We start from the raw sequence: 18,020 nt of genomic DNA, 5'->3' as shown, positions 1-18,020 counted from the left end.
CTGATTTCAGAGCCGCAGCTGTCGCTTGCAAGGCGCAGCCTTCGCGCCTTGAAGCGGCTATGCTCCCGCCCGTGTCCACCGCAGCCCTCATCCAATCCGACAAAACCATCCTCGGCGTGGACGCCTCCGTGCTGGGGCGACCGTGGCGCGAGCGCTGCGCCGATGCGGGCCTCCAGGCCTTCGCCACGGCGATGACGCAAGGATACGGCCTGCCCGACCTGCTCGCGCGGGTGCTCGCCGGGCGGGGCGTGCGGCCGGCGGAAGCGCAGGCCTATCTCGCGCCGCGCCTGCGCGACCTGATGCCGGACCCGTTCGTGCTGGTGGCGATGGAGGCGGCGGTGGAGCGCCTCGCTCATGCCGTGCGAACCCGCGAGCCGGTGGCGATCTTCGGCGATTACGACGTGGACGGCGCGGCGAGCGCCGCGCTGCTGGCCGAGTACCTGCGGGCGCTGGACGTGCCGGTGCGCATCCACATCCCCGACCGGATCACGGAAGGCTACGGCCCGAACGTCGCCGCCGTCACCGCGCTGGCGGAAGAGGGCGCAAAGCTCCTCGTCTGCGTCGATTGCGGCACCGCCGGCCACGAGCCGCTGGCGGCCGCCGCCGGTCTCGGCCTCGACGTGATCGTGCTCGACCATCACGGCGCCCCTGAGGAACTGCCGACGGCGCGGGCCGTGGTGAACCCCAACCGCCTCGACGACCTCTCCGGCCTCGGCCATCTCTGCGCGGCGGGCGTGGTGTTCATGACGCTGGTGGCGCTGGCCCGGCGGCTCAGGGGGGAGGGCGCCTTCGGGTCCGGCGAGGGCCCTCGGCTCACCGATTCCCTCGATCTCGTGGCGCTCGCCACCGTCGCCGACGTGGTGCCGCTGGTGGGCCTCAACCGCGCCTTCGTGGTCCAGGGCCTCGCGGTGATGCGCGGCCGCGGTAGGCCGGGCCTTGCGGCGCTCCTCGACGCGGCGGGGCTCAGTGAGCCACCGGAGGCGTGGCATCTCGGCTTCCTGCTCGGGCCCCGCATCAATGCGGGCGGGCGCATCGGCGATGCCGGGCTCGGTGCGCGCCTCCTCACCACATCGGACGCGATCGAGGCGCGCGGCATCGCCGCCGAGCTCGACCGGCTCAACCGCGAGCGGCAGGCGATCGAGGCCGTCGCCGTGGCGGAAGCCGAGGCCGAGATGGACCGAAGGCTGACCCTCGATCCCGACCGGCCGGTGCTGGTCGCCGCCTCGCCCGAATGGCATCCGGGCATCGTCGGGCTGATCGCCGCCCGCCTCAAGGAGCGGTTCGGCCGCCCGGCCTTCGCCTTCGCGGTCAAGCCCGACGGGAGTGCGGTCGGCTCCGGGCGCTCGGTGGCGGGCGCCGATCTCGGTGCGGCGGTGCGCGCCGCGGTCGAGGACGGGCTCGCGCTCAAGGGCGGCGGTCATGCCATGGCGGCGGGGGTGACGCTCGCCGCCGGACGGATCGAGGCCTTCGGGGCGGGGCTCGACCGTGCCTTAACCGAGTCGGTCGCCCGCGCCCGCGCGGCGGAGGCGTTGCTCGTCGACGGCACGGTGAGCGCGGGCGGGGCCACCGCCGAACTGGTGCGGCTAATCCAGCGGGCCGGCCCGTTCGGGCAGGGCGCGCCCGAGCCGGTGATGGCGCTGCCGCGCCACCGCCTCGTCGATGCGGGCATCGTCGGCAACGGCCATGTCCGCGCGCGCTTCGCCAGCGGCGACGGCCAGACGCTCGGCGCCATCGCCTTCCGGGCGGCGCAAGGGCCCGTCGGCACGGCCCTGCTCGGCGGCATCGGCCGCACCTTCCACGCCGCCGGCACGCTCTCCTGCGACCGCTGGCGCGGGGCCGAGCGGGCGCAGTTGCGGATTTGCGACCTCGCGCCGTGCGCATGAAGAGAGCAAAGCAGGCCGCTCGAATCCGTATGGCCCGGCGCGAAGAGCGCCGCGCGCAGCGGCCTCGGCTCCTAGCCGAGGCGTCTAGCGGAGCGTTAGCCGAAGCCGCGGACGCGGCTGCCGGCGCCTGAGGCAAAAGCAAAGACCAACTGGATCGCTGCCAGCGATCCAGTTGACACCCGCCCGCGGCGTCACCATAAGGACGACGCCCGCCGCGGAGCGCCAGTCTCCGGCCCGCGGTGACAGCGGTTTGGGGGAATGTCCCGAGCGGCAAAGGGGGCGGACTGTAAATCCGCTGCGTAAGCTTCGTAGGTTCGAGTCCTACTTCCCCCACCAAACCCACCTCGCCACAACCGGTACGATAATACGGCTGCCTGGTGCCGCAGGGTGTCCCGCGGGCCTTGAGCGTTCTTCATCGAATCATCGGATCGCTGTTCATGGCAGCCTGCAAGATATAACTTTGTTGAATTTCCACCGCCTCGATGACGGTTAAGTTGCCGCGAATTCGTAAGGAAGAGTCGTGGTCAACCCTCTCGTCCGCAAGCTGGAGAACTTCGCCCGCCTCTCCTCCGCGGAGCGGCAATCCCTCGATCGCGTGACGCAGAACACCCGAAGGCTCGGGCCGCGCGAGGACGTGATCCGCGACGGCGACCGTCCGCGCCACGTCAACCTGATCGTCGAGGGCTGGGCCTGCCGCTACAAGCAGCTCGAGGACGGGCGCCGCCAGGTCATCTCGATCTTCCTGCCCGGCGACTTGTGCGATCCGCACGTCTTCGTGCTGAAGAACATGGACCACTCGCTCGGCACGCTCACCTCCTGCCTCATCGCCGAGGTGTCGGAGGCCTCGATCCGCGAGGTCACCGCGGAAAGTCCGCGGCTGGAGGAGGCCCTGTGGTGGGAGATGCTGGTCTCGGCGGCGATCCAGCGGGAATGGACCGTCAGCTTGGGTCAGCGCCTGGCGACCGAGCGGCTCGGGCACCTGTTCTGCGAGCTGTTCATGCGCCTGTCCGCGGTCGGCCTGACCAACGGCACGTCCTGCGAGTTCCCGATCACCCAGGCCGACCTCGGCGACGCGATGGGGCTCTCGACGGTCCACATCAACCGCACCCTGAAGGAGTTGCGCGCCGCCGGGCTGATCCGCCTGCGCGGGCGCCAGCTCACCATTCCCGATTTCGCCGCCCTGCAGTCTGCTTCCCTCTTCGATCCGTCCTATCTGCACCACGAGCGTGAGACTACGGCATCGGCAGTCAGCGACACTTGAGCCAGAGGGGGAGGGCCAGCCACATGCGCGTGAGGTGGATGGCAAGGTGATGACCCAGGACAACCAAGACCCGCGCATCGCGGAACTCGAGGCCGAGAACAGGCGCCTGCGCCGCTTCCTCGACGAGAAGGGCCTGCCCGCCGAGCAGCGCCATCAGGTCCGCAACACGCTGGCGATGCTGCGCGCCATCATCCGCCGCTCGGCGGAGACCGCCGACACCGTCGAGACCTATGCGGCCCATCTCGACGGGCGGCTCGACGCCATCGCCCGCGTGCTCGGCGCGCTGATGCGCAGCGTGCCCGACGGCGTGGCCTTGCACGCGCTCATCGCCGACGAACTCCTGGCGCATCTCGCCCGCGAGGGCGATCAGGTCGCGATCTCCGGGCCGAACCTGCGGCTGCGCCCCGGCGCCGCCGAGATCATGGCGCTGGCGATCCACGAATTGACCGTCAACGCCGTCGAACACGGTGCCCTGATGGTGCCGCACGGGCGCATCGCGGTGACGTGGTCGGTGGTGCCGCCTGCCCCGGGCGGGCAGTTCACCTTCGTCTGGACCGAGAGCGGCGTGGACGACCTGCCCGCCGAGCCGCCGCATCGCGGCTTCGGCTCCGAGGTGCTGGAGCGCAGCCTGCGCTACGAACTGAAGGCCGAGACCGACCTCGCCTACAGGCCGGACGGCCTGCGCTGCACCATCACCCTTCCGCTGCCGCCGCAGATCAGGCTGGTGGAGGAGGACGAGTAGCAGGTGGTGATTTCCGGTCACCATCTCTTGAGACGGCAGTCGAACAAGCTTGACCGGGTATCCCTGGTGCGCATCGACGGGTAGTTTACCGTTTGATGCTCTTATCGCGGCATCGCCCCGGCAGAGAGCATCGGCCCGAACGGTGGGTACCGGCTTTCGGAAAATGCCGATGCGGCACGAGAACCGAGAGCACGGACCCGCCCGATCGAATGACCGTCCGGAAGACTCAGCCCCTGCGTTCGCCCGTGATCGGTGGCGTGTTCCTCTCGGCTGCCCTCGCGGCGGGCCTGCCGCAGCCGGCCGCCGCCTTCGATCTGTTCGGCCTGTTCGGTTCGGAGGAGGAGCCGCCCGCTCCGACGCAAGGGTCACTGCCCTACAGCATCCGCATCACCGGCACCGACGATTCCGACGTCCTGACCGCGCTCCAGGACACCTCGACCCTCTACCGCCTGCGCCAGGAGGCCCCGCCGGACGGCGAGGGGCTGGTGCGCCGGGCCGAGGCCGACCTGCGGCGGCTGACCGACGTGCTCTCCGGCTACGGCTACTACCAGGGCACGGTCTCGATCCGCATCGACGGCGTGCCGGTGACCGGCGAGGCTTCGCTCATGGCTGCGGCCCGCGCCGCGGAGGGCTCGCGCGCCCGCGCCCTGGTGCCGGTGAAGATCGCGGTCGATCTCGGCCCCGCCTACACCGTCCGCTCGGTGCGCGCGTTCGACCCGCGCGGAAATCCCTTTCCGGCGGAGGTGCTGCCCGAGCGGTTCGTGCGCCCCGGCGACGACGTTCCGGCCCGCTCCGCCACCGTGCTGGCCCGCGAGGCGAAGATCGTCGATCGCTTCCGGTCGCTCGGCCATCCCTTCGCCAAGGCGGTCTCGCGCGATCCGGTGGTGGACGACGCCGCCCACGTCATGGACGTGACCTTCACCATCGATCCCGGGCCCAAGGCGGGGCTCGGCGAGGTCGCCGTGAAGGCCTCCGAGGGCATCGACCCGGCCGTCATCCGCTCCTTCATCTACACCGAGCCGGGCGATCCGTACTCGCCCAAGGCGGTCGCCGACATCCGCCGCTCCGTCGCCCGGATCGAAGGCCTCGGCGCGGTCCGCGTGCGCGAGGGCGAGAGCCTGGACGCAGCCGGCAACCTGCCGATCTTCGTCGAGGTGAGCGAGCGCGAGCGCAACCTCATCGGCGTCTCGGCCCGCTATTCCACCGTCGACGGTCCCGGCATCCGCGCCTACTACGCCAACCGCAACCTGTTCGGCGGCATGGAGACGCTCCGGCTCGACGCCGACATCTACTATCTCGGCCTCGGCTACGATCCGTTCGCGCAGCAGCGCAAGGCGGCCGGCATCGATACGTCGGGCCTCGGCGGGCGCCTCTCGGCGACCTTCGTCAAGCCGGCGCTCTGGGGCAGCCGCAACGATCTGCTGGCCAACGCCTTCGTCACCCGCGAGGTGCAGCAGAGCTACTTCGTCGATGCCGTCGGCGCATCGGTCGCCGTCCGCCACCGCTTCTCCGACACCTTCTCGGCGCAGGTCGGCCTCGACGGGCAGGTCGGCCGCTCGCAGGACGCGCTCGGCACCGTGAAGTACCGCCTCGTCGGCGTGCCGGTCTCGGTCACCTACGATTCGACCGACAACCTGCTCGACCCGACGCAGGGGTTCCGCTTCCAGGCCTCGGCCGCGCCCTATCCGGGCTTCCTCGGCTCGGATCCCAGCATCTTCGTCGCGAAAGCGCAGGGCTCGACCTATTACGCGCTCGACGAGGACGCGAATTACGTGCTGGCCGGACGCCTCGGCTTCGGCTCGGTCTCCGGCGCGCGACTCGACGAGATTCCCGACAATTTCCGCTTCTTCGCGGGCGGCGGCGGCTCGGTGCGCGGCTTCGCCTTCCGCACGCTGGGACCGCGCGGGCCGTTCAACCTGCCGATCGGCGGGCGCAGCCTGTTGGAGGCCTCGATCGAGGCCCGCATCAAGGTCACCGACACCATCGGCATCGTGCCGTTCTTCGACGCCGGCACCGCCTTCGCCTCGACCCTGCCGGATTTCGATGAGCGTATCCGCAAGGCGGTGGGCCTCGGGCTCCGCTACTACACCGGCATCGGCCCGATCCGCGTGGACGTCGCCTTCCCGCTCGACCGGATCAAGGGATACCACGAGCGCCCGGTCGCCCTGTACATCAGTCTCGGACAGGCCTTCTGAATGGGGTTTTTTCGCATCTCGCGCAGCGCCAACCCTCCCCCCTCCGCGGGGGAAGGTGCCTCGCGGATGCGAGGCGGGAGAGGGGCAGCGCGACGGTCCCGCTTGGCCGCCGTCGTCCAGTCATCTCCGGAAGCGGCGCTCCCCTCACCCGACCCCCTTCGGCGGCCACCCTCTCCCGCGGAGGGGAGAGGGCTGTTCGCGGCACTGCTGGTTCTGGTCCTGATCTTAGCGGCTGCGCTGATCCCGACCGATCTCACCCGCGCCGCCGAAGGCGAAAAGACTGTCCTTGGCGGCATCCTCTCCAAAGCCCTCTCCAGCGATTCCTCCCAGGTCTCCATCGGCGCCGTCGACGGCGCGCTCTCCTCCGACGCCACCATCCGCGACGTCGTCATCAGCGACGCGGACGGCCCCTGGCTGAAGCTCGACCGCGCCCGCCTCGCGTGGCGCCGCCTCGCGCTGCTGTCGGGCCGCCTCGAAGTCGACAGCCTCGAACTCGGCCGGCTCGAAGTGCTGCGCAAACCCATCTCCGGCCCACCCCCGGCGGATGCCGAGCCGCCGGACGGCTCGCTGCTGCCCGATCTCCCGGTCAAGGTCGAGATCAAGGCGTTCAAGCTCGCCGAACTCATCCTCGGCGAGACCGTCGCCGGCCAGCCGGCCCGGCTCTCGGCCGACGGCAAGGCCAAGCTCGGCAACCCGTCGGAGGGCCTCGACCTCGCGGTGACGGCGCGTCGCCTCGACGCCGCCGGCCTGTTCGACGCCCGGCTGCTGTTCGTGCCCAAGGGCGAGAAGCTGGAACTGAAGGCCGCGCTGACCGAGCCCGAGGGCGGTCTGCTGTCGAAGGCCGCCAACCTCCCCGGCACGCCGCCGATCCGGTTCGACCTCGAAGGCCGCGGCACGCTGGACAGCTTCAACGCCCGGCTCGACTTCGACGCCGGCCCCGAGATCGGCGCCAAGGGCGGCGCCCGGCTGTCGCGCATCGGCACCGACCGGCGGCTTAGCCTGGATCTCGCTTCGCGGATCGAGGGCCTCGTGCCCGGCCCGCTCGCCGCGATCTTTTCCGGCACGACCAAGCTCGACGGCGGTCTGGCCTTCGCCGATTCCGGCGCCTTCCGCATCGACCGGCTCGATCTCACCTCGCGCACCGCCCGCCTCGGGATCGGCGGGACGCTGAGCGCCGATAGGCAGGCCGATTTCCGCATCGAAGCCCGCGCGGTTCCGACCGAGGGCGGCAAGACCAAGGCCGCCGAGAGCGAACTCGAAACGCTGGTCTTCGATGGCAGCCTGAAGGGTCCGCTCACCGCCCCGCAGGTGAAGGGCGCCCTCAAGGCCGCGGGCCTGCGCACCAGGGAATCCACACTCGACCGCGTCGAGGCTTTGCTCTCCGTCGAGCCGACCGGCACCGACACGACCCGCCGCTTCGCGATCAGCGCCGACGGCAGCGTGGAAGGCCTATCGCTCGCCGACCCGGCGCTCCGTCGGGCGATCGGCGAGCGGGCGAAGCTGACGCTGCGGGCCGATGCCGGCTCTGACGGCGTCATCGACATCGCCGGCCTGACGCTCGACGCCGACACCGCCCGCGTCTCCTACGTCGGCAAGGTCGGGCAGAACACGCTGGCCGGCACGCTCCAGGCGGCGCTCTCCGACATCGCCGCCTTCTCCGGCTTGGCCGGGCGCGATCTCGCCGGCCGTCTCGACGCCAAGGCGGTGTTGAGCGGCGACCCGGCCCGCAAGGCGCTCGCGGCCGACCTCGACCTGCGCGGCGGCGGACTGGTGCTCGGTCAGGACATCGCCGACCGCCTCGTCGGCCGCACGCCGTCGCTGAAGGGCCGCGTGTTCCAGACCTATGACGGCTACGGCTTCGACCGTCTTCTGTTCGAGGGTGCCGAACTCGTCGCCACGCTCCAGGGGCAGGCCACCGCCCGCAGCGCCGATGTCGCCGCCCGCCTCGACCTCAAGAACCTCTCCGCCCTCGACGCGCGGCTCGCCGGGGCCGCGAGTGCGGATGCAAAACTCACCGGCTCGCTGCGCAAGCCCGACCTCACCACGGCGTTGCGCGCTCCCGCGGCGAAGGCCGACGGCAAGCCGATCCAGGATCTGCGCCTCGACGCGACGCTGACCGACCTCACCGGCGCGCTGGACGGCACCGTGCGGCTGACCGGCGACGTGGCCGGCAAGGCGCTCAAGGCCGACGCCCATGTCGCCCGACCGGGCAAGAGCGACTACGCCCTCGACCGCCTCGCCTTCGCGCTGGGCTCGGTCGCCATCGACGGCCGCGCCGTGGTCGATGCCAGGACCCTGCTGGGGGAGGGCGCCTTGACCGTCCGCGCGGGCGACCTCGCCGACCTCTCGGCGCTGGCGCTCGGCCGCATGGGCGGCACCCTCGACGCCGCCGTGACCCTCTCCCGCGAAGGGGGACGCCAGGACGCCGCGATCCGCGCGACCGGGGCCAACCTCCGCTACGACGATGTCGGCATCACCAACCTCGACGCCGACCTCACCGGCCGCGATCTGCGCGCCCACCCCGTCATCGACGGAAAGGCAAGTCTCGAGCGCATCGTCGCCGCCGGCCAGACCATCGACACGGTGCGGCTCACCGCCGCCGGCACGGCGCAGGCGAGCGACCTCGTCCTCACTGCCCAGGCCCGCGGGTTCAACCTCGACGGCGCCGCCCGGCTGATCCCGGCCGAGCGCACCCGCGTCGAGATCGCCCGCTTCTCGGCCCAGCGCGGCGGCGACCGCTTCGCGCTCGCCGGCCCCGCCGCGATCACCCTCGACGACGGCTCGGCACTGATCGAGAACCTTGTCGTTGCCGCCGGCTCCGGCCGCATCAGCGTCCAGGGGCGGGCGGGGCAGGAACTCGATCTGAAGGTCGGCATCCGCGCCCTGCCGCTGGCGCTCGCCCGCATCGCCGCCCCGAGCCTCGCGCTCTCCGGCACGGTCGAGGGCGAGGCCGACCTGCGCGGCACCGCCTCGCGCCCCGAAGGCCGCTACGCGCTGAGCGTCGCCAAGCTGGTGACGCCGGAGACCCGCAAGGCCGGTCTGCCGCCGATCGATGCGCGGGCGAGCGGCACGCTGAGCGGTGGCGCCGCCACGATCGACGGGCGCGTCTCCGCCGGCCGCGGCGCCGAGGTGACGGTGACCGGCGCGATCCCCGTCGAGCCCGGCGGCGCGCTCAACCTGAAGGCCCGCGGCACCCTCGACGCGGCGCTCGCCAACTCGCTCCTCAGCACCGGCGGCCAGCGCGTGGCCGGCCGCGTCGCGTTGGACGCCGGCGTCACCGGCACCCTCGCGGCGCCGCGGGTGGAGGGCGCGGCGACGCTCTCGGGCGGCAGCCTCACCGATCCGCTCAACGGCATCCGCCTCACCGACATCCAGGGCCGCGTGACGGGACGCGGCGACGCGATCCAGATCGAGCGCCTCACCGCCGCGACCCGCAACGGCGGGCGCATCGCCATCGACGGCCGCGTCGCCGTCGAGCCGGCCTCCGGCTTCCCCGGTTCGCTCCGGATCACCGCGGACAAGGCCGAACTGGTGTCGAGCCCGCTGATGACGGCGGTCACGAGCCTCAATCTCGCCCTCTCCGGCCCGCTCGCCCGCACCCCGAAGGTGTCGGGCCGGGTCGATGTGGTGTCGATCGACGTGTCGGTGCCCGACCGGCTCCCGGCCACCGTCCAGCCGCTGCCCGGCATCCGCCACGTCAACACCACGCCGGAAATCCGCGAAAGGCTGGCCAAGCGCGGCGAGCGCAAGGCGCAGATCGCCGCCGCCAGCCGCAAGAAGGCCGCCGCCCCGTTCGACGCGACCCTCGACGTGCTGGTGAGCGCCCCGAACCGCATTTTTGTGCGCGGGCGCGGCATCGACGCCGAACTCGGCGGCGAGTTGCGGGTGACCGGCTCGTCCCGAAATCCCCGCGCGAACGGCGATTTCGAGATGCGGCGCGGGCGCCTCAGCCTCGTCGGCCAGCGGCTCGACTTTTCCCGCGGCCGCATCGCCTTTGCGGGCGACCTCGCCCAGCCCGATCTCGACTTCATCGCCGAGACCAAGGCCGGCGACGTGACGGCGCGGGTCGCCGTCACCGGCCCGGCCTCGCAGCCGGTCTTCGCCCTGTCCTCCGATCCGAGCCTGCCGCAGGACGAGGTGCTGTCGCGCATCCTGTTCAAGAAGGCGGCGGGCGGGCTCTCGCCGTTCCAGGCGCTGCAACTGGCCCAAGCGGTGGCGCAGCTCTCCGGCGGAGCCGGGGGGCCGGACGTGTTCGAATCCGCCCGCAAGGGCCTCGGGCTCGACAGCCTCGACGTCTCGACCGGCGCCAGCGGCGGCCCGGCGGTCGGCGCCTCGCGCTACATCAACGACCGCATCAGCGTCGGCGTGAAGGCCGGCGCCAAGCCGGCCGACACGGCCGCCACGATCAACTACGACGTCACCCGTCGGATCAAGCTCAACGGCGAGGCCGGCAGCGACGGCCGCACCGCCGTGGGCGTCGGCGCCGAGTGGGAGTGGTAGGGGCGCGTTCCGTCCCATCGCGCTTGGGATGACGGGCAGCACCGACGCGAGGTCGATTGGGTTTCGATGAAGCTCTACCTTCATTCCGGGGCCGAGCCACGGAACCCGGACACGGAGGGGCGCGCCGGAGGCGTGCGATCCACCCGTGACGCGACGCCAAACGGAGCGTTGTGACCAGTCGTGGATTCCGGGTTCGCCTGCGGCGCCCCGGAATGACGGCGGAGGAAACGGCGTACCGGCCGATGGTGGAAGCGCCGCGCGGGATGTGGCTCCCCCGCGATATCACCGTGGTGCCCAGCGGGGAGACGGGATGCGCGTCATCCCGGCGCGATCGAGCCGGCGCCGCCCTACGGCTCCTTGAACCCGTATTCCGGCACGCCCTCGTCGTTGCCATAATACTTGTACGGCAGGAACTTGCCCGAGAGGTTCATCTTCACCCGGTCGCCCTTGTTGTTGGGCTCGCGCTCCATAGTCATGTTGAAGTCGATCGCCGACATGATGCCATCGCCGAACTCCTCCTGGATCAGCTCCTTCCAGGTCGTGCCGTAGACCATCACCAGCTCGTAGAAGCGGTAGATCAGCGGGTCGGTCGGCGGCATCGCGGGAATCGAGCCGCGATAGGGCGCCTCGTTGAGCATCCGCTCCTCCGCTTTCGTCAGGCCGAACAGCTCCGCGGCCTTGGCGGCCTGGGCCTTGGGGAGCTTCATCTGGCCCATGCAGGCGGCGGTGATCAGGATCGGCGAGATGCCGCCGATCTCGTCCTGGATGTATTTCCAGGTCCAGCCCTTCTCGCGCTTGATGTCGAGCAGCTTCTCGGTGAGGTCTTCGCGCTTCATGGGGTCCCGTGCTTCTCGCTGATCGCGTGACACGGGGCCGGCTCGCAAGCCGCGCGCCAGACGGCCGCTTTCGCGGGCAGATGCGCTTCGGGGCGGCGATCTGCCCGGGGCTTGAGCGTCAGCCGGTGGCCTCGCGGGAGCGGGCCAGCGGACGTGCCTCTGGATTGGGCAGCTCTGCCCCCCGTTCCAGCGTCGCCACCGACAGGCGCCGCCCGCGCCCGCGCAGCGCATGGCTGCCGAGGCCGCGGGCCGTGATGCCTTTCGGCAGGTGCGGCAGCCGGGCAAGCAGGTCCTCGGAGATCAGGGTATCGACGCCGAGCGGACGGCACAGCGACTCGGTCCGGGCGACGACGTTCACCGCGTCGCCGAAATAGGCGATCTTGTGCCGGTCCACCCCCACTTCCGCCGTCACCACCGGGCCGCCGTGCAGGCCCGCGCGCAGGCGCGGCACGGTGCCGAAGCGCGCCTCCCAGGCGGCGGCGTCGGCCTCGATGCGGTCGCGCACGGCGAACAGGCAGGCGACGCAGCGGGCATCCTTGAGGCCGCGCTCCATCGGCCACGTGATCATGGCGAGATCGCCGATATAGTCGTCGACCGAGCCGTGGAAGCGGCGCACAGGCTCGGCCAGGGTGGCGAAGACCGCGCTGAGATATTCCTGCGCCCGCAGGTCGCCGTGGGTCTCGGCGAAGGCGGTCGAGCCGACCACGTCGAGGAACAGGAAGATGCGCTCCTCCTCCACCGGGCGGTGGTAGCGCCCGACGAGGAAGTTGATGAACACCTCGCCGCCGATGAGGTCGCGCATGCGGATCACGAAGACGAGCAGCGCCGAGACCGCGAGCGCGTAGGCCAGCACGCGGGGCGTGGTGCGCACCGCCTCCAGCAGCGGATCGGAGGTGAGGCCGAGCAGCCAGACCACGAGCCCGCCCAGCGCGTTGCCGGCCACGATCATCGCCACGTAGGAGAGTTCGGCCGCCACCACGTAGAAGCCCGCGGGCAACCGGCGGATGCGCGCCTGGAGGCCGGCGAGCAGCACGCCCCGGTCGAAGGCGAGCGCGGCGATGCCGACGCAGAGGCCGTAGGTGAAGCCCGCCGCCGGGCTCGCGCCGCCTGCGAAGATCACGTTGTAGAGCAGGCCCGCCCCGCCGGTGGCGAGCAGGATCAGGAACCAGAACCAGCGATGGTGCGGCAGCATCAGGCGCGGCTCCGGCATCCGGCAGGGGGCACGCCCGGCCGGTCCGCGCCGACCGGGAGGCCTGGGGCGCGACGGTCGGGCAGGGGGGAGGACACGGAGGCTCCTTCTTCGAGACAGGAGGCGGGGCCGCGACGCGGCGCCACGCGCTCCCGTGTCATCCAAGGCTCATGCCCGCAACATGGCGCGAATGTGGCACGCCGCCACGCCGACGCGACACCCGGTGCGATCGGGAGAAAGGCGCCGGAGCGCTCGGGGCGATCCGGAAAGGACGAGGCTACTCGCCGAGCCCGAACAGCTTCTCGAGGAAGTTCCGGTCGTCCTGGCTCGGCCCCTGGCCGCGCCCGCCGGGAACGGGTCGTGGCGGCGGAACGGAGGCGGTGCGGTCCGGCTCGCCGATGAGCGCGCCGATCAGGCCACCGGGGCCTTCGCGCTCGCCCGCATTCGCGACCTGCGGCCGGGCACGCCAGCGGTTGAGGCCGGGCAGGCCGACCGGCTTGTCGGCCTTGAGCGCCACCGTCATGTAGCTCTTCCAGATCTCGGCGGGCAGGCTGCCGCCCGACGCCTTCTTGGTCGGCTCGCCGTCGTCGTTGCCGAGCCAGATTCCGGTGACCAGCGTGCCCGAATAGCCGATGAACCACGCATCGCGGAAATCCTGGCTGGTGCCGGTCTTGCCGGCGAGGTCCCAGCCGGGGATATCGGCCTTCTTGGCCGTGCCCATGGTGAAGACGTCGTGCATCATGGCGTTCATCATGCCGACGGCGTTCGGATCGATGACGCGACCGAGCCCGCCCTCGCCGCGCTTGTACAGCACCTTGCCGCCCGCCGACTTGATGCCGGCGATGACGTATGGGATCACCCCGGTGCCGCCGTTGGCGAAGGCGCAATAGGCGCCGACCATCTCCAGCGGCGTCACCTCGGAGGTGCCGAGCGCGATCGAGCCGTTGGCTTGAAGCGGCGACGAAATGCCGAGACGCTGCGCCGTCTGCACCACCGCCTTGGGGCCGACCTCCTGGCCGAGCCGCACCGCCACCGTGTTGAGCGACTGCGCCAGCGCCTCGCGCAGGGTCACGGCGCCGCTGTAGCTGTGCGAATAATTCTCCGGCGCCCAGTTGCCGATGCGGATCGGCGCGTCGTCGCGGACGGAATCGGGGGTCAGCCCCTTCTCGATTGCGGCGAGGTAGACGAACGGCTTGAACGAGGAGCCCGGCTGGCGCTTGGCGGTCGTCGCCCGGTTGAACTGGCTCTGCGCGTAGTCGCGCCCGCCGATCAGCGCACGGATCGCCCCGTCGGGCCGCATCGAGACCAGCGCGCCCTGCGCGACGTTGTAGCGGGCCCCCTTGGCGTTCAGCTCGTCGGTGAGCGCGCGCTCGCCGGTGGCCTGCAAGCCGGCATCGACGGTGGTGGAGACGACGATGTCGTCCTCGAACTTCGGCAGGAAATCGTCGAGCACGTCCATCACGAGGTCGGCGACGTAGTTCGGCGAGCCGCCGCCGCGGGTCGAGGCCGGCCGCGCCGGCTGCGCCAGCGCCACCTTCACGTCGGGGGCCTTGGCGAAGCCCAGCTCCTCCATGGCGGCGAGCACGTGGGCGGCCCGCGCCTGCGCGGCCTTGAGGTTGCGGTTGGGCGCGAGCCGCGACGGCGCCTGGACGAGGCCGCCCAGCATCGCGGCCTCGGCCAGGGTCACGTTCTTGGCGGGCTTGCCGAAATAGCGCTGTGCCGCCGCCTCGACGCCGTAGGCGCCGGCGCCGAAATAGACCCGGTTGAGGTAGAGTTCGAGGATCTCGTCCTTCGAGTATTTGTGCTCCAACCACAAAGCCAGGATCGCTTCCTGGATTTTTCGCGATGCCGACCGCTCCGGTGTCAGGAACAGATTTTTCGCGAGCTGCTGCGTCAGCGTCGAGCCGCCCTGCGCCAGCCCGCGCCGGGTCAGGTTCTGGGTGATGGCGCGGGCGATGCCGACCGGATCGACGCCGAAATGGTCGTAGAAGCGCCGGTCCTCGATCGCCACGAAGGACCGCGGCAGGTAGGGCGGCAGCTCCTTGATCGAGACGACGCGCCCGCCGGTCTCGCCGCGGTTGGCGAGCAGCGAGCCGTCGCTCGCCAGGATCGCGATGTTGGGCGGGCGCTTCGGGACAGCCAGTTGATCGATCGGGGGCAGTTGCGAGGCGTGGTAGGCGATGAGGCCGGCCAGCGCGATGACGCCCCAGATGCCGAGCACGACCACGCCGTGGACGATCCGGCCGAGCCAGGAACGGCGACGCCGCGGCGGCTTGCCCCCACCGCCGCCGGGCGATTTCCGCCGCGCGGCCGGGCGCGGAGCCGCCTTGGCGACGCCCCGCTGAGCCCCGCCGCCGGTGCGGTCGCCGCGCGACAGGCGCACGTCGAGGCGCGCCGGATCGCTCCCTTCCGGGATATCGAAGCTCGGTTCGCTGCGGGGTTTGCGTCCGCCTGTCTTCGCCATGCGATCCATGCGTGGGGCTTAAGCGATCTCGGCGAGATCCCGCACCCGCTTCCGTTCCGGTTGGGGACCTTCGCGCCTCGCGGCGGAGCGGTTCCGTCATCGTTTCCGCAGCCTAAATGCGGCGGGTTTAAGGGGGTGTTAACTCACCCGAGCCACCGCCGCCCCGGCGTTGACCGGTCGTCGGCGGGTCTCTGCCGTGCGCTCACGCTTCACCGCTGGCTGGCCGGCAGCAGCCGGCGGCCGACCTCCCGCGGCGGTTCGAGGTCGGCCAGCGCATCGTGGTGCAGCAGCCGCACGCCGGTGGTGCCGGCGAGTTTTCGCGCGGCCGGGGTGAAGCCGGCATTCGAGACGACCGCGGCCATGTCGGCCGACCAGTGCAGGGCGGCGGCCGCCGCCTCCTGCACCGCGGCATTACCGACGGGGCGGCCGTAGCGCTTGCACTGGACCACGAGGCGAAAACCCTCGCGCTCGGCGATCACGTCGCAGCCCTGGTCGCCGCTGGCCTGCGTCGGCCGCGCCCGCCAGCCGGCCTGCTGCAACAGCTCGGCGCAGTACCGCTCGTAGGCGATGCCGTCCTCCGGGCTGTCGTCGGTCTCGGGCAGGGCGTGGCGGCGGGCGACCCGCTCGACGATCTCCGCCATCTCCTCGAATCGCGCCTCGGCGTAATCGGAAAAACCGCGCGCCTCGATCCGCGGCATCAGGGTACGCTCGACGAAGTAGTCGCGCTCCCGCAGCCAGCCGTCCTCGATGGTGTTGCCGTAGGCGTCGATGAAGCGCTCCTGCCGCCGCCGCAGGGCGAGCGTCTCGGCATGCCGCCGGCTGACCCGGCGCACGAGGGCGCGGAAGCGCCGCGGCCGGTCGAGGCGGTGGATCAGGATCGCGAGGCAGGCCGCCCCCGTGGCCGCGAAGGCGGGCGCGCCGTACCAGAAGCCGGCGGACGAGCCGGCGACGAGCGTCCAGAACAGGCGGACGGCAAGGGGCGACCGGCCGGACATCGGGGCTCCTGAAGGGGAGCCGGGCGCGCGGCCCGGCGGGAGCCGCGACTGTTCGGGGTCAAGGGTTGCCCGACCTCTAACGGGCCGAGCGGCCGGGGCAGGGCGCCGGGGGATCGCCTGTGGACAATCCCGTGCGGGGTCGCGCCTCAGCTCTCGCCGCCGGGCGGGTTCTTGCCCGGCCATTTGCGGCGCTGCTGGCCGAGCCCCATCGTCCGGGCGAGCTCGGAGCGGGTCTGGGCGTAGCTCGGCGCGACCATGGGATAGTCGTCCGGCAGGTTCCAGCGAGCGCGGTACTCGTCGGGCGAGAGGTTGTAGCGCGTGCGCAGGTGGCGCTTGAGCGACTTGAACTTCTTCCCGTCCTCCAGGCAGATCAGGTAGTCCTGCTGGATCGAGCGTTTGATCGAGACTGCGGGCGTCGGCGCGGATGCCTCCGGCTCGGCGGAGCGGCTCGCGAGCCCGGCCAGCGCCCCGTGGACCGCCACGATCAACCCCGGAAGCTCCGCGGCCGCCAAAGAATTGTGCCCGACGAAAGCCGACACGAGGTCGACGGTGAGCGACACGTAGTCGTCGTCGGGGCCGTCCTCCAGAGACATCCTCAACAACCCCCCTGTTAAACACCCGAACGCCGCCATCGGCCGGCGTCATCAGGACGACGCGGCCGTTGACGGAGACGAAGTCACTGCGTGATCGACTGACGATTAGCCGTCGATTGAGCAATTCGCAAGCTGGATTTCGTGCGCCAAATTGAATTCAATTACATCGGCCACACGGTATAACCCACTTCTCCAAAATCAGGCCCTTACGAGTCAACGGCTTAGGCTTTGTCACGCGTTCCCGCAGGCCGCCGCGCCGCCACCGCGCGCGTCAACCGTTCCACTCGGCCGTCACATGACGGTCGGTGGCGCCGTCTCTATTTCGGGCGATTGGAGCAATGCCGCATCGACGACCTGCTCAACGGCCGGCCTTGTCCCGCGGGCCGTAGGACTTGAACCGCTCGACGGTCTCGGCGACCTCGGCGTCGGACAGGACGACCGGCGTGCCGATCTGAAGCGCCAGGGCGTATTGGCGGCACAGTACCTCGACCTCGACGGCGAGCCAGAGCGCCTTGGCGAGGTTCGGCCCCGTGGCGATCATGCCGTGGTTGGCCAGAAGGCAGGCGCTGCGCCGGTCGAGCGCCCGCAGCGCGTGTTCGGAGAGCGCCTGCGTGCCGTAGGGCGCGTAGGGCGCGCAGCGGATGTTCGCCCCGCCCGCCATTGCGATCATGTAGTGCACCGCCGGGATCTCCTGCCCGCAGATCGCGAAGGCGGTGGCGTAGGGCGGATGGGCGTGGACCACGGCGCCGATCTCGGGCCGGGCCGCGAGGATGTCGCGATGGAAGCGCCATTCCGAGGACGGTGCGAGCGGGTGGTCGTAGCCCCCGTCCATGTCCATCTCGACGAGATCGTCCGGGCTGAGTTGCTCGGCCGGAATCCCCGAAGGCGTGACGAGGAGGCGATCGCCCCAGCGCACCGAGACGTTGCCCGAGGTGCCCTGGCTCAAGCCGAGGGAGAGCAGGCTGCGCATGGCCTCGACAATGGACTGGCGGGTCGCGAACGGGGCCACGCGCATCTCCTTTTGCTCGCGATTAACGGTGCTCGGAACGACCGGCGGCGGGAACCTCTTCGTTCAGGTCCCGTTAGGTCGGCGATGGATAGCTTGGCGGCATAACAAATATTCAGGGGTGCGTATCGATGCAAAACGCTTGGATGAGCCTGGCCGACCTCGCCGACGCGCGCGGGATTTCGCTCACCGAAGCCCGCGCGCTGGCCGATCGTGAGCATTGGCCGAAAGTGTTCAGGCTTCACGACACGTTCGTGCTGGCGCCGCGGTGCGCGGCGTAGGACGAGATTGCCGCAACGCCGGCCCGGTGCCCAGGGCCGGCCTTGTGGTGTAACCCGTCGCCGACCGGTCCGGGG

General features: G+C 71.1%; 12 protein-coding genes and 1 tRNA gene. 7 read left to right on the top strand and 6 right to left on the bottom strand.

Annotation, left to right across the window (positions count from 1 at the left end; genetic code table 11):
- Positions 1-59 precede the first annotated feature (59 nt).
- The 6 genes from recJ to HNR00_RS01140 all read left to right on the top strand — a co-directional run bounded on the left by recJ (position 60) and on the right by HNR00_RS01140 (position 10,581).
- Entirely contained in the window at positions 60-1,883 is a 1,824-nt protein-coding gene (recJ, locus tag HNR00_RS01165) for a single-stranded-DNA-specific exonuclease RecJ (RefSeq protein ID WP_183563523.1), read from the top strand.
- A gap of 252 nt (positions 1,884-2,135) precedes the next feature.
- Positions 2,136-2,219: transfer RNA gene (locus HNR00_RS01160), tRNA-Tyr, on the top strand.
- Positions 2,220-2,403: 184 nt separating this feature from the next.
- Positions 2,404-3,144 (top strand): Crp/Fnr family transcriptional regulator, encoded by a 741-nt coding sequence (locus tag HNR00_RS01155; protein ID WP_183563520.1) that lies wholly within the window; start codon positions 2,404-2,406, stop codon positions 3,142-3,144.
- Positions 3,145-3,193: 49 nt separating this feature from the next.
- Entirely contained in the window at positions 3,194-3,886 is a 693-nt protein-coding gene (locus tag HNR00_RS01150; protein WP_183563517.1) for an HWE histidine kinase domain-containing protein, read from the top strand.
- A gap of 209 nt (positions 3,887-4,095) precedes the next feature.
- A complete protein-coding gene (locus HNR00_RS01145) occupies positions 4,096-6,081 on the top strand; it encodes an autotransporter assembly complex protein TamA (protein WP_183563514.1) in 1,986 nt (661 codons plus the stop codon).
- A gap of 192 nt (positions 6,082-6,273) precedes the next feature.
- Positions 6,274-10,581: a translocation/assembly module TamB domain-containing protein gene (locus HNR00_RS01140; RefSeq protein ID WP_246390190.1), complete on the top strand. Its 4,308-nt coding sequence runs from the start codon at positions 6,274-6,276 to the stop codon at positions 10,579-10,581.
- Between the two features lie 347 nt (positions 10,582-10,928).
- Here HNR00_RS01140 and cynS read toward each other — a convergent pair whose 3' ends face one another.
- The 6 genes from cynS to HNR00_RS01110 all read right to left on the bottom strand — a co-directional run bounded on the left by cynS (position 10,929) and on the right by HNR00_RS01110 (position 17,667).
- Positions 10,929-11,417, bottom strand: coding sequence for a cyanase (cynS, locus tag HNR00_RS01135; protein WP_183563508.1), 489 nt, complete (start codon positions 11,415-11,417; stop codon positions 10,929-10,931).
- Positions 11,418-11,535: 118 nt separating this feature from the next.
- Positions 11,536-12,609: an adenylate/guanylate cyclase domain-containing protein gene (locus HNR00_RS01130; RefSeq protein WP_183563505.1), complete on the bottom strand. Its 1,074-nt coding sequence runs from the start codon at positions 12,607-12,609 to the stop codon at positions 11,536-11,538.
- Positions 12,610-12,883: 274 nt separating this feature from the next.
- Positions 12,884-15,070 carry a transglycosylase domain-containing protein gene (locus HNR00_RS01125; protein ID WP_183563502.1) on the bottom strand — a complete coding sequence of 729 codons (2,187 nt, stop codon included), beginning with the start codon at positions 15,068-15,070 and terminating at the stop codon, positions 12,884-12,886.
- Positions 15,071-15,279: 209 nt separating this feature from the next.
- Entirely contained in the window at positions 15,280-16,065 is a 786-nt protein-coding gene (locus HNR00_RS01120; protein ID WP_183563499.1) for a restriction endonuclease, read from the bottom strand.
- A 146-nt stretch (positions 16,066-16,211) separates the two neighbouring features.
- The gene (locus HNR00_RS01115) at positions 16,212-16,658 is read right to left on the bottom strand and encodes a Ros/MucR family transcriptional regulator (protein WP_183563496.1); all 447 of its coding nucleotides are present in this window, start codon (positions 16,656-16,658) and stop codon (positions 16,212-16,214) included.
- A gap of 358 nt (positions 16,659-17,016) precedes the next feature.
- Complete coding sequence (locus HNR00_RS01110; protein WP_183563493.1) at positions 17,017-17,667, bottom strand: class II aldolase/adducin family protein; 651 nt, start codon at positions 17,665-17,667, stop codon at positions 17,017-17,019.
- A 143-nt stretch (positions 17,668-17,810) separates the two neighbouring features.
- On the opposite strand from HNR00_RS01110, the gene HNR00_RS25750 reads away from it, so the two are divergent.
- A complete protein-coding gene (locus HNR00_RS25750) occupies positions 17,811-17,945 on the top strand; it encodes a hypothetical protein (protein WP_281383217.1) in 135 nt (44 codons plus the stop codon).
- Positions 17,946-18,020 lie beyond the last annotated feature (75 nt).

Source organism: Methylorubrum rhodinum (genome assembly GCF_014199935.1).
GTDB classification, from domain to species: domain Bacteria; phylum Pseudomonadota; class Alphaproteobacteria; order Rhizobiales; family Beijerinckiaceae; genus Methylobacterium; species Methylobacterium rhodinum.
Note: the sequence above shows the minus strand (reverse complement) of the source record. Positions and strands in the feature narration are given on the sequence as shown.

Coding starts and splice junctions, on each gene's coding strand:
- HNR00_RS01120 (WP_183563499.1), bottom strand. CDS start 16,065: ATGTCCGGCCGGTCGCCCCTTGCCGTCCGCCTGTTCTGGACGCTCGTC.
- HNR00_RS01125 (WP_183563502.1), bottom strand. CDS start 15,070: ATGGCGAAGACAGGCGGACGCAAACCCCGCAGCGAACCGAGCTTCGAT.
- HNR00_RS01150 (WP_183563517.1), top strand. CDS start 3,194: ATGACCCAGGACAACCAAGACCCGCGCATCGCGGAACTCGAGGCCGAG.
- HNR00_RS25750 (WP_281383217.1), top strand. CDS start 17,811: ATGAGCCTGGCCGACCTCGCCGACGCGCGCGGGATTTCGCTCACCGAA.
- recJ (WP_183563523.1), top strand. CDS start 60: ATGCTCCCGCCCGTGTCCACCGCAGCCCTCATCCAATCCGACAAAACC.
- HNR00_RS01130 (WP_183563505.1), bottom strand. CDS start 12,609: ATGCTGCCGCACCATCGCTGGTTCTGGTTCCTGATCCTGCTCGCCACC.
- cynS (WP_183563508.1), bottom strand. CDS start 11,417: ATGAAGCGCGAAGACCTCACCGAGAAGCTGCTCGACATCAAGCGCGAG.
- HNR00_RS01115 (WP_183563496.1), bottom strand. CDS start 16,658: ATGTCTCTGGAGGACGGCCCCGACGACGACTACGTGTCGCTCACCGTC.
- HNR00_RS01145 (WP_183563514.1), top strand. CDS start 4,096: ATGACCGTCCGGAAGACTCAGCCCCTGCGTTCGCCCGTGATCGGTGGC.